Raw genomic sequence first — 13153 nt, forward strand, 5'->3', positions numbered from 1 at the left:
CGAGACAGAATTGATGAAATGATGACATCGGCACAAAAAAAAGCCCGATGGCAACCACCGGACTTTTTGCAAAATATAGAAACAATGACAAGTTACACGTTAATCATCATGGGCATGAGCAACATCAAAACCTCTTCGTTTTCGCGGCTTTCGAGGGGCACGAACAAACCGGCACGCGAGGGATCGGACAACTGAAACACCACATCGGTGGTTGAGAGGTTGTCGATGATTTCGGCCAGGAAGTTTGAGCGGAAACCAATTTCCATTTCTTTGCCTTCGTATTGACAACCCACTTTTTCGTAAGCCGAAATGGAGAAATCGAGATCCTGAGCCGACACAGTCATCTCGTCGGGCGCCAACATCAATTTCACCAGGTTGGTCGACTGGCTCGAGAAAAGCGACACACGCCCCAGGGTATTGTAAAACTCAACCCGATCGACCGTCACCTGATAAGGACTATCCTGAGGGATGACCGCATTGTAGCTGGGATAATTGCCCTCAACCAGGCGGCAAATGAGCTTATAATTGGGCAGCGTAAAATATGCATTCTTCTTATCGAACTGAATAAACACATCCCCCTCTTCGCGAGCGAGAACGTTTTTGAGGAGTCCGGCAGGTTTTTGAGGCAAAATAAAGGCCCCCTCAAAACCGGCACTGACATCCTTGCGACGGTAACGCACCAATTTATGAGAATCGGAAGCCACAAACGTCAATCCGGCATCATTAATTTCCATTAAAATGCCATTCATCACCGGGCGCAAATCGTCGTTGGCCGTGGCAAAAATGGTTTTGACAATCCCGGTATTGAGCAATTCCACGGGCACTTGCAGCGACTGCACATCATTGCCTTCCAAAGCAGGGGGCTGAGGGAAATCGGCGCCATCCTGCCCCACCACGCTGAACTTTCCTTTTTCGGTCACAATGTTGACGGCAAAAGTGGTCATGTCGATGTCGAAGTTCAAGGGTTGCTCCGAGAACTTTTTGAGCGCTTCTAACAAAATTTTTGATGGCATGGCAATCACCCCGTTGCCGTCGGCCGACGACAGGTCGAGCGAAGTTACCATGGTCACTTCCTGATCGGAAGCCGTGAGCGTAAGTTTGCTATCCTGGAGGTCGAACAAAAAGTGATCAAGGATAGGAATATTGCTTTTATTGCTGATGACCCGGCTTATGGCTTGCAGGTGCGACAACAGCTCGGAACTGGATACAACAAATTTCATTTCTCGTACATTTTAATTTGGAAGCCAAAATTAGAAAAATTTCACCCCTCGTGACCATTATTTTACAAAGAGTTATCAGAGGTTATGAACAGGGGTGTTGATAACTACTGAGTAGATGGTGTTAACCGAATTGGTTTGGATCTCGCGACAGCGTCGCAAGCGTGAATTGAACTTAATTTGGACCTCGCGACTGAGTCGCAAGGATCAAACAAAAAACAACGGGTTAAGACGCCGGGTAAAGACGCCCAAATTGGGCGTCTCCACAACCACCATCACCTTCTCCTCCTCCACATCATCTCCCATACTTTCGTCTGCGCAGCCACACAAAGCCCACCCCTGCCAACACCACCAGCACCACGGGTAAGGCCACGTTTAACATCTTCCAAAAGGTGGCCTCACGCCCCAGCCGCTCCTTATCGAGCAACCGCAGGGCATAACTACGCGACCGCAAGGCCATCCAGCCATCATCGTCGGCCAGGTAATTGACGGCATTCACCACAAATTGCTTGTTACCGAAGGTCTGCCCCGAGAGTTCATCAAACCCCAGTGGCACAATTTGCGGATTGGTGTAACGGTAGCGCACGGCATTTTTGGCCACATCGCCATCGGCCACCACCACCATGCGCGTGGGCACACTTTGGTCGAGCCGCGTGATGTTGGATTGGCGCAGGCCGGCGGGCACGGGTCGATGGGCATACAACGAGGGGAACACACCCTCCTGCGCATAAGCCACCGGCACCAACGACCGCTGAAACTGCTCGCGCACGGGCTGCTCGTTGACCATGGCCAGCGACACAAACACGGGCACGGGGGTCACCTTGGTAAACCGCGAGGTGTGCAACAGCAGGTGCCGTTTCACCTTCAAATCCTCGCCCACGGTGTCGATGGTGCTCACAAACTCGCCTTTGACGGCATTGATGTTTCGGCTCACGGGATGCGCATTCACGGGCTGCAACAACGGATTGAAGAGCCAGGGCACGGGCACAAACTTGGGCTGCGTGCCGGGTACCGAGGCGTTGATGGGAATCATGGCCGACTGGATGTCCTCAATGAGGTCGTGATTGATGCGGATGCCGTATTTAAACAACATGTCGTTCAGGTTCACGTCGCTGTAAATGCCCACCGTTTGGGTGATGCGCGTGAGGCTGTCGAGGGTGACATTGACAGCATCGACCATCCACAACACCCGCCCGCCGCGCATCAGGTATTGATCGAGCGCATACTTGTCTTTTTCGGGGAAAGGCTGCTGAGGCTTTGCCACAATAATGACTTTATAGGGGTCGAGAATGGCCGGGTCGTCGCCAATTCGGCCACGGTCGACCTGATAAAACTCAGACAACTGGCGGGTCACGTCCATCACATCCAGCTCATCGAGCTCGCCGTGCCCCTCGAGAAAGGCGATGCGGGGCTTTTCGCTCTGAAGCAGTTTGCGCATGGCATCGGTGAGTTTATACTCGAGTTCCTCCTGCGACTTGTTGAGGTTTTCGGCCCCCGACAAACCGGGAATGTTGCTCAGCAGATCCACCGCCACAGCATCTTTGTTGTGATGAATGATGGCATAAGGGAACATGGTGACGGTGGTGTTGCGCCCATCTTCAGCCGCCTCGTACACGGGCACGGGCTGGCATCCAAAGGCCTGAAGACGCTCAAAGAGTTTCTTTTTTTCGTCGTTGCTCCCCTCGTTGGGGTTGATGAAGGCGTATCGCACCCGAAGGCCGGCAAACACTTTCATCTCGTCGAGCATCTCGCGCACCGAAGCGGCCAGCTTGCGAAACCCCGGGTTCAAATCGCCTTCGAGAAACACATCGACCGTCATTGAGGCGTCCATGCTTTGCAGAAATTGCCGGGTATTGTCCGACAAGGTGTAGCGTTTCTCGGCTGTGAGGTCGATGCGGTAAAACCACGTTGAAGCCAAATGATTGACCAACACCACAGCGCCTAAAATCAACACCAAACCAAGAATATCTTTTTTAATTTTTTTCATAAACAATCAATCTTGTTTGCAGATGGAAGTATCAATGTCATTAAGTTAAGAGAAGAAGACGTAAGACAAGGAGACAGATGATGAGATGAGAAAAGATGTTTAGATCTCTCTGCTTTTGTATCTTCAGTCTCATCTATCTCTCTTTAGTCTCATCATCTTTTTATCTCTTCAGTAAGTCACTTCCATTTGCGACTACCGATGACCACGCGGGTGCCCCACACGAAAAGCACGATGACACTCAAAAAATAAATCACATCGCGCGAATCGACCACCCCGCGGCTCACCGATTTATAATGGTCGTTGATGCCCCAAAAAGTCAACGATTCGCCAATGGATTTGAGCACCGGCATCTCCGACAGGGCTTCGAAACCGTAATAAAACACGAAACATAGCACCACCGACACCACAAAGGCCACAATTTGGTTATCGGTCAACGCCGAGGCAAACACCCCGATGCTCACATACACCGCCGCCAAAAAAAACAGCCCGATGTACGACCCCCAGGTGGCACCCATATCGATGCTGCCCACCGGGTTCCCCAATTGATAAACCGACCAAAAATACAGCAAGGTGGGCAACAAGCTGATGCTCACCAATGCCACCCCGGCCAAATATTTGGCCATCACAATCTGTAGTTCGCTCACGGGACGTGTGAGCAGCAACTCCAGAGTGCCGCCTTTCCGCTCCTCGGCAAATAAACGCATGGTGACGGCCGGCACCAGAAACAGATAAATCCACGGCGCCAGATAAAACAGAGAGTCGAGCGTGGCATAGCCGCCAAACAACACATTTAAATCGCCCGGCAAAACCCATAAAAAAAGTCCCGTCATCAACAAAAACACGCTCACCACCAGATATCCGGTGAGTGAACTGAAAAACATCGATATTTCCTTTTTAAAGAGTGCTAACATGATTGTTCAAAATTTCGTTTGGTCAGTTTTATTCGGACTTTGGGGATTCATAATCAACTCACTTTCGGCCTTCCGATTCCGTCCATGAGTTCAAATATTTCACCATCAACCGGGCCGTGCGGTCGCTCGACCCCGGGCCGCCCATCAAACGCTGCAACTCGCCACAACTCTCAACCTGCTGCTGATGATAAGCGTCATCGTTGAGCAAACGATGCAGCTCCAGCGCCAGGGTCGATTCGTTCAACTGCTTTTGAATCAGTTCGACCACCGCGGCACGGTTCAACACCAAATTCACCAACGATACGTAAGGAATTTTCAGCACCAACGGCCTGAGCCAATCCACCAAAAACCCGCCCCCCATGCGATAACAAACCACCTGAGGGCATCCCAACAAGGCCGTCTCGAGCGTGGCCGTGCCCGAGGCCACCATCGACGCCCGGGCATGCTGCACAATTTGATAGGTCTCACCAAAAAGCACCTTCACATCTAACCCGGCAATGTAGGGCTCATAATCAGTCTGCGTAAACGACGGGGCACCGGCAATCACAAACTGATACTGCGGAAACAGCGGCACCATCTTGAGCATGGTGGTGAGCAACAACTTTAACTCCTGCCGACGGCTTCCGGCCAACAACCCCACAATGGGACGCCCGTCGAGGCCGGTACGGGCGGTGAAAGCCTCAAACGATTCCTCTTTGTGATGACGGTTGTCGATGGCATCCAACACCGGATTGCCGGTGTAATCGACCGTCATGCCATACCCCTTATAAAAGTCAGTCTCGAAAGGCAAAATGGTGAATAACTTATCGACAAAAGCCTTTACTTTTTTGACCCGACTGCGGTTCCAGGCCCAGATTTTTGGGGTGATGTAATAAAACACCTTCATGCCATGGTTGTGCGCAAACTCGGCCATGCGAAGGTTAAAACCGGGATAATCGACCAAAATAACCACATCGGGCTGCCAAGCCAACAAATCATGCTCACACAACTTGAAATTGCGCTGAATGGTGCGCAAATTGGCCAATACTTCAAACACCCCCATAAAGGCGAGGTCGCGATAATGTTTCACCAGGGTTCCCCCCTGCTGCTGCATCAAATCGCCACCCCAAAAACGAAATTCAGCCGCGGTGTCTTCGGCTTTCAAAGCCTTCATTAAATTGGAGCCGTGCAAATCGCCCGAAGGTTCGCCCGCTATCAGATAGTATTTCATTTGCTTTGTTACTGATTAGGTAAACACTGTGCCGTAGTGCCTACTTTATAATTCTGTTGAGTTATCTATTTTTCCATTTTAACACAAGGTGCCACAAATCAACTCAGCGCCATTTGCCTCAGCGTTAAAACCTACTCGGTGTTAAAACCAGATTCGTATCAAATTCAAAACGCAAACTTCACCACCAGCACCACCAGCACCCAAAAAAGCGTGGAAGCCACAATGCCGCGTGCAATTTGCAACTTCTCATAAGTCACCAACAGAATGAACACGATTAAACTCGGCAACATACTAATGCTAATGAGCTTGCCCAAGCTTTTCAATACAATCAATCCTTGCAGGAATTCCTTAAAGGGATACTGACCGTGATACTGCTGCTTGTATATTAAATACGACGTAATGACCGGCAGCACAAGGCCAATAATCACCCCAAAGATCAACTTATTACAATTACATTTCATAATGATAAGAATCAAGATGTAAGTATCAAGATGTAAGACTTACTAAACATTCAGCACTTCAACATAAATAATGACGGTACAACCAAATCCCTTTATCACAGCGAGACGGACCACACCGACATAACAAGCATCAAAATAAAACAAAAAACAGATGATGACGAAAAATGGGGTCATTCTCCGTCATCATCTCATCATACCATTATGAATTAAAGAAACTGCTCGCGCAATGCCTCGTTAGACATTGGTGACAATAAAGCAGGTGCGATATCAAAAACCGTTTTGGCACCGTACGATGCTTCATTGGCCAATTTATACGCCGCACGAGCGTATGCCACCAAAACACTGGAGGTAAATTCAGGATTGGAATCCAACTTTAATGAATATTCAATCAACTGCTTGTTTTCTCTGTTTTCGCCGGTGAATCCGCTTCGAATCACAAACCCGCCGTGCGGCATGGTGTTGTGATTTTTCTCAAACTCTTCGTCAGAAATAAAATTGACAAACGTATCGTAATCGGCAAAATAGTTGGGCATATTTTTAATCTCACTTTCGATGCGAGCCAATTCAGCGCCCGGTTGAGCAACCACATAACACACCCGGGTGTGCTTTTGACGGGTGGTCAACTCCGGATTCGAGCCGGTGCGCACCTGCTCCACGGCACTTTCAACCGGAACAGTATATTGCTTTCCGTTTTTAACCCCTTCCACACGACGAATCGCATCTGAATGCCCCTGACTCACCCCTTTACCCCAAAAGGTATAATCTTTGGCATCAGGCAAAATACAATTGTTATACAAACGAGTGATTGAGAACATTCCGGGATCCCAACCCACCGAAATAATGCTCACATGTTTGGTCGGTTTGGCAGCCGCATCCACCAATGAATAAAACTCGGGGATACGCGCATGCGTGTCAAAACTATCCACAGTATTAAACATTTTTGCCACATCAGGGGCTTGCACAATCAGGTCTGTGGCACTTCCCCCGCACAGCACCATCACATCAATCTTGCCCACATATTGCTTCATCTCGTCGTAATGACAAACGGCAACACCACTCGTCTTTAACGAAATATCACCGGGTTGACGTCGTGTAAACACGGCCACCAACTCCATGTCCGGATTCTGACGAATGGCATATTCAACGCCACGTCCCAGATTGCCGTATCCGACAATCCCAATTTTAATTTTTCCCATGCAACTTTTGTGTTTGAAATATTTATAAAATCTAAAACGGCCAAAAACAGAATCACGCACATCTAAAGATTAAGCATCCAAAGATCTATCGTGATGATAATTTCGATTGCAAATCACGCAACACGCCAAAATGCGTAACATCAATCACACAAGGCACCACCGACACGTAACCATGAGCCAACGCGTGTTCACACGTATCGTCAGCCTCGGGCTCCTGGTTTTGCAAATGGCCGGTTAGCCAGTAATAAGTTTCCCCACGAGGATCTTGTCGCTCATAAAACGCTTCGTTCCAATGCCCGGCCGTTTGACGACAAAACTTCACGCCCTGAATGGGCACCTGATAGGGTGCATTCACGTTGAGATAACAGTTGGTGTCGAGCCCATTGGCCAGCACATGCTCAAAGATGGGCTTGAAGGCGGCCACCGAATCGGTGAAGTCAGCCTCAGCATCGTAACTCATCAACGAAAAACCGATGGAAGGAATGCCGTAAAAAGCAGCCTCACGCGCCGCTCCCAACGTGCCGCTGTAATGCACACTCACCGAGCTGTTGCTCCCGTGATTGATGCCCGACACACAAACGGCCGGCTTGCGATCCACAAGAATATTCAAAGCCAACTTCACACAATCGACCGGCGTGCCGTTGCTTTTATAAATGGTGAGCCCCTCCTCGTGATGGATTTTCTTGAGCGTCAGTGGCGTTTTAACGGTAATGGCATGCGACATTCCCGAATGGGCATCGCGCGGTGCCACCACCAGCACATCGCCATAAGGCTTTACCATATCGGCCAAAGCCCGTATGCCGCGGGCATATACGCCATCGTCGTTGGTCACCAAAATCAGGGGACGTTGAACTGCTTGCATCATTTACTTACGATTTTGCCCAAAGATATAGAAAAAACGAGGTTGCTTGTCCACGCCAATTGTTTATAATTACATCTCAAAAGTGCAAGAGTACAAGAGTGCGAAAGAGAAGAGTACAGAAGCAGCAAAGTGCAGGAGCACATCATAAAACAAAGTAATTCAAGACACAATGCCCTGTAAGTCCACCTTCGGGGGGATGAGGGGGCTAAATTATTGACACATGAAACACATTATCACCATCATGCTTTTGATAAGCATGAGCTATGGCACAACATCCGCACAAAAAAGCGCCCGACTTTTCAACGGCAAAAACTTCAAAAACTGGTATGCCTACTCCCCTTCCACCGGGAAAACCAAAGGTGAAAAGCTGTTCGAAATACGCGATTCGGCCATCGTGATGCAAGGCTCCCGTCCCGGCTATCTGATGACGAAAAAATCGTTTGCAAACTACCGCTTATCCGTCGATTTTAAATGGGATGAACAGCACAAGGGTAAACGCAACAGCGGAGTGATGTACCATGTTGCCACCTCCCAACCCGACTCCTTATGGCCCCAGGGCATCCAATACCAAATAAAAGACAATGCCACGGGCGACTTTATCCTGCTTCGAGGAACCACCCTCACTGTCAATGACATCACCAACCCACCCGCACCCAATGCCGTCCACAAACGCACGGCAGATGCCGAAAAAACGATTGGAGAGTGGAACACCCTCGTCATCGAAGTCCGTGGCGACAGATGCGATCAATACCTCAACGGCACCCTCGTCAACAGCGGCACCGGGGCGTCACAGAATCACGGCCGCATCCTCCTCCAATTTGAAGGCGCCCCCGTGTGGTTCAAAAACATCATCCTCACCCCGCTAATGCCACACAAAACAGCAAAGCCACAAAGTGATTGCAGCCCACACGCCGTTTAAATCGAAACAGCCTGTTTTTTTTGATAACCCTCATCGACTCCTGTGGGTATCCCCAATGCGGCAGCACGAAATGAACTCAGCGCCGTTGGCTTCAGCGTTTATTTCTTACTACGACAGAACTCAGCAAAAGAGTTCACGTTACAACTCTTTTGCTGAGTGACGCTGAGTTTTCTTCACCTCACTGGTTCTCATCTTATCTCACTGCAACTCAGTGTCAGTTCTTAGTTGGTTCTGCTGAGGAAGATGAGTTTACGCTGAATTATCTGCTTTTTTTAAACGCAAGGCTTTACAAATGAACTCAGCGCCGTTGAGCCTCAGTGTTTATTCGATTCTGTGTTTTCATAAAACTCTGTATTTCCTCCAAACGCTATGAGATGAGGATCTCGAAACGACATTGAAACTGAATGAGATTTTTCACAATGGCCACGCTTTTCGAGCCACAAAAATTGTAATTTTACGGCCTTAATTTTCAAGACCAACAAGCATTTTCCATACATCTTCACCTTGGTCAACCCGGCCAAAGACGAAGATTCAATTTTTTTGCACCATGAATATTTCATACAACTGGTTAAAGAATTATATCCAAACGGACATCACGCCGGAACAGGTAGCCGCCGCCCTCACATCCATCGGACTTGAAGTGGGCAGCATCGAAGAGATTCAGACCATAAAGGGAGGCCTCGAGGGCATCGTGATTGGCGAAGTGATCACCTGCCAGCGCCATCCCAATGCCGACAAGCTTAGCTGCACCACTGTCAACATCGGCCAGGGAGAACCCCTCCCCATTGTATGCGGAGCTCCCAACGTGGCAGCCGGCCAAAAAGTATTGGTGGCCACCGTGGGCACCACGCTTTATCATGGCGATGAGAGTTTCGTCATCAAAAAATCAAAACTGCGTGGCGAACCCTCCGAAGGAATGATTTGTGCCGAAGACGAAATTGGCTTAGGCACCAGTCACGATGGCATCATGGTGCTCGCCCCGTCGGCAGTGCCCGGCACACCGGCAAAAACGTACTTCAACATTGAGAGCGACTGGCAACTGGAAGTGGATCTCACCCCAAACCGTATCGACAGTGCGTCGCACTTTGGTGTGGCTCGCGACCTGGCTGCCTATCTGAAACAAAATGGTGCCAACGTCAGCACCGCCAAACCTTCGGTGGAGGCATTTAAAACCGACAATCATGACTTCCCCATCACAGTAGAAGTCGAAAACCAAAATGCTTGTCCCCGATACAGTGGCGTGACCATCAGTGGCATCACTGTAAAAGAGTCGCCCGACTGGCTCAAAAACCGCCTGCGCGCCATTGGCATGTCGCCCATCAACAACGTGGTGGACGTAACCAACTTTGTGCTGCACGAAATCGGGCAACCCCTGCACGCCTTCGACGGCAATAAAATCACCGGCAACAAAATCATTGTCAAAACACTGCCGGGCAACACAAAATTCGTCACCCTGGATGGCAAAGAACGTCAGCTCGACAGCCAAGACCTGATGATTTGCAACGCCACCGACGGCATGTGCCTGGCCGGTGTATTTGGCGGCCTGGACAGTGGCGTGACCGAAACCACCACGCGCGTATTCCTCGAGAGTGCCTGCTTCAACCCGGTGTACATACGCAAAACGGCTCGACGCCACATCCTGAGCACCGACTCGAGCTTCCGCTTTGAACGCGGCACTGACCCAAACAACACGCTTTACGCCCTCAAACGCGCAGCGCTGCTGATTAAGGAAGTGGCCGGCGGAACCATCTCATGCGACATCATCGACATCTACCCGACCCCAATCACCGACACTCGCATTGACGTGGCCTTTGCCCAGGTGAAACGACTCATCGGCAAAGAAATTTCTCGCGACACCATCGTCAGCATCCTGGCATCACTCGACATCAAAGTGGTAAACGAAACGGCAGAAACACTCACCGTGGATGTGCCTCCCTATCGAGTGGATGTATTGCGCGAGGTAGACGTGATTGAAGAAATACTGCGCATTTACGGCTACAACAACGTGGAAATGCCCAACGAAGTACGTTCCACGCTCACTTACGCATCAAAACCCGATCAGCATAAAGTGCGCAACATGATCGCCGACCAGCTCATTGGTGCCGGATTTCAGGAAATCATGTGCAACTCACTGGGCAAATCGAGCCTCTACGAAGGACTCACCAGCTTTCCCGACCAACAATCGGTCATCTTGGCCAACCCCCTGAGCAACGACCTCAACGCCCTGCGCCAAACCCTGCTTTTTGGCGGACTGGAAAGCATTCAGCACAACCAAAACCGCAAGAATGCGAATCTTAAGTTTTTTGAGTTGGGCAATTGCTATGCTTACACCGGCAACAACAAACACGAACAAAAAAGCTATAGCGAACAACTGCAACTGGCTCTGTTCATCACCGGCGAAGAAGCACCCGCCAACTGGTACACCCCTTCGCGCGAAGTCAGCTTCTTCAGCCTCAAGACGCATGTTCTCAACATCCTTGCCCGCGTAGGCGTGAAGGCAGCCGACATCAACGAAGAAACATCGGATGCCGACATTTTCAGCGAAGCCCTGGCCATTGTTGACCAAAACAAGCAAACGCTGGCAGTTTTTGGCGCTATTGGCCCAAAGTTCCTGAAAACCTTCGACATCGACAGCCCGGTTTATTACGCCTCGCTCAACTGGGATTTGCTAATGAAAAAAGCAGCCCGCAACACAGTACGATACAGCGAACTGAGCAAATACCCCGAAGTGCGTCGCGACTTGGCTCTGCTCATCAATAAGGAGGTCAGCTTTGCTCAAATCAAACAACTGGCACAAAAGGCTGAAAAGAAACTGTTGAAAAAAGTATCGCTATTCGACGTGTACGAAGGTGAAAAATTGGGTGCCGGCAAAAAATCATACGCCATCTCGTTCATTCTGCAGGACGACAGCCAAACCCTCACCGACAAGCAGATTGATAAAATCATGCAATCGCTCATCCAAAGCTTCGAGAAAGAATTGGGAGCGCAAATACGCTCAGCAAACTGATATTATTTAGCTATTAGGTGTGAACATAAGCGATCACACCTCAATGTAAAAACGGGGTCAACTGATGACACCCGTTTTTTTTATCCCCATTCACCTACAATTACGAAACAACAACTGATGATTTTCACAAGCTGGCACTTATTTTTCTCTTTTGCATCACTGTTATCGTCGCTCATCGAATCTGTGCCTAATATTCCACATACGCTTCATGACACAAAAAAAGGCGGAGATAACTTCACAGTCTCCCCGCCTTACTAACCCTTAACCCAAATCAATCTATGATCTATGATCATTATTTAAACACCAGAAACGGGGAAATGTTCTCGCTGGGGTATAAAAACAGAAAAAGGAACGAAACATTTTTCGCCCCTTTTTCCTAACCTAACCTTAACCCTTATTTAAAGAAGAAATCTGACCTTTATAACGGAGGTGAGTTATGAATGTTACAATCAAAATACGCATTTAACATGCTTTAACAACAATAAAAAAAAACAAATAAACATTACACGCACAAATTCAAACAGATGCAACACCTCAACAATTCAACATTCTCGAATTTTAACACACAAAGAAACGAACAATAGTAAATAACCAGGGCAAACAACCCCCTCACAAAAAACCTCACAAGTAAAACCATAAAAAAAGAGGAATGCCTTTCGACATCCCTCTCTTAACCTAACCTTAACCCTTATTCTATGAAGAAATCTATAACTTACGAGTGCAAATATAAAGAAACTTTACACACCACGTTATGAAATTACATTTTTTAACACAAAAATTTACCCCCCTCCATCACGCCTCACACAATCAGCAATAATAATATCCTAATCAACACTCATAAATCATCGCAACAAACTTAGCCAGCAAAAACAGATTTATTTCTGAACGAAATCCATCCAAGCTCCAAAACAGTAAAAAAAAGATCATCCAAATAAATCCCAAAATAAAAGGGATACATCAGCGATGCATCCCCTTTACTAACCTAACCTTAACCCTTATTCTATGAAGAAATCTACACTGTCTTTAACGGGATGTACAACGACATGTTTCAAAAAAAAGTGAGATTAACTTTCTTTAACCCATCTTGCAGCTTTCCATCCAAAATTCATTAAAAAAACACCTTTTTTCACCTCAAAATAGGCTCTTTTGCTCTATTTGCTTTTGTAATACATTGATAATCAGTGTCTGAATTTTCGAAAAATCATTTGTAGTACACAAGGGGGTATTGTATATCAGCGGTTTACATGTTTACTTTGGGGCATGTATTTCAAAGTATCCATGCGCACCAACCCCGAAACGGGAATCTATAGCGGTTATTACCGTTTAGTGGAGAGCTACCGTAATCACAGCGGCAGGGTATGCCATCGTACGCTGTTGAATGCT

General features: G+C 48.3%; 9 protein-coding genes. 2 read left to right on the top strand and 7 right to left on the bottom strand.

The annotated features are described in order from the left end of the window. Nucleotides 1-92: 92 nt before the first annotated feature. From dnaN to surE, 7 genes are all read right to left on the bottom strand, one after another. The gene (gene dnaN, locus LX69_RS11680; RefSeq protein WP_111446232.1) at nt 93-1220 is read right to left on the bottom strand and encodes a DNA polymerase III subunit beta; all 1128 of its coding nucleotides are present in this window, start codon (nt 1218-1220) and stop codon (nt 93-95) included. Between the two features lie 292 nt (nt 1221-1512). Beyond that, nucleotides 1513-3204, bottom strand: coding sequence for a gliding motility-associated ABC transporter substrate-binding protein GldG (gldG, locus tag LX69_RS11685; protein ID WP_111446233.1), 1692 nt, complete (start codon nt 3202-3204; stop codon nt 1513-1515). 176 nt (nt 3205-3380) lie between these two features. Next, nucleotides 3381-4115 (bottom strand): gliding motility-associated ABC transporter permease subunit GldF, encoded by a 735-nt coding sequence (gldF, locus tag LX69_RS11690; protein ID WP_111446234.1) that lies wholly within the window; start codon nt 4113-4115, stop codon nt 3381-3383. A gap of 58 nt (nt 4116-4173) precedes the next feature. Beyond that, a complete protein-coding gene (gene lpxB, locus LX69_RS11695) occupies nt 4174-5325 on the bottom strand; it encodes a lipid-A-disaccharide synthase (protein ID WP_111446235.1) in 1152 nt (383 codons plus the stop codon). 164 nt (nt 5326-5489) lie between these two features. Beyond that, nucleotides 5490-5786, bottom strand: a complete 297-nt coding sequence (locus LX69_RS11700) for a hypothetical protein (RefSeq protein WP_111446236.1) — start codon at nt 5784-5786, stop codon at nt 5490-5492. 206 nt (nt 5787-5992) lie between these two features. Next, on the bottom strand, nt 5993-6982 hold the full coding sequence (locus LX69_RS11705) for a diaminopimelate dehydrogenase (RefSeq protein ID WP_111446237.1): 990 nt from the start codon (nt 6980-6982) through the stop codon (nt 5993-5995). An 85-nt stretch (nt 6983-7067) separates the two neighbouring features. Continuing rightward, nucleotides 7068-7847, bottom strand: coding sequence for a 5'/3'-nucleotidase SurE (gene surE / locus LX69_RS11710; RefSeq protein WP_111446238.1), 780 nt, complete (start codon nt 7845-7847; stop codon nt 7068-7070). A gap of 217 nt (nt 7848-8064) precedes the next feature. On the opposite strand from surE, the gene LX69_RS11715 reads away from it, so the two are divergent. Together LX69_RS11715 and pheT are read left to right on the top strand one after the other, a co-directional pair. Beyond that, nucleotides 8065-8763, top strand: coding sequence for a 3-keto-disaccharide hydrolase (locus LX69_RS11715; protein WP_111446239.1), 699 nt, complete (start codon nt 8065-8067; stop codon nt 8761-8763). A 547-nt stretch (nt 8764-9310) separates the two neighbouring features. Then, a complete protein-coding gene (gene pheT, locus LX69_RS11725) occupies nt 9311-11770 on the top strand; it encodes a phenylalanine--tRNA ligase subunit beta (protein WP_111446241.1) in 2460 nt (819 codons plus the stop codon). Nucleotides 11771-13153: the final 1383 nt, after the last annotated feature.

The organism is Breznakibacter xylanolyticus (genome assembly GCF_003254275.1).
GTDB lineage: Bacteria > Bacteroidota > Bacteroidia > Bacteroidales > Marinilabiliaceae > Breznakibacter > Breznakibacter xylanolyticus.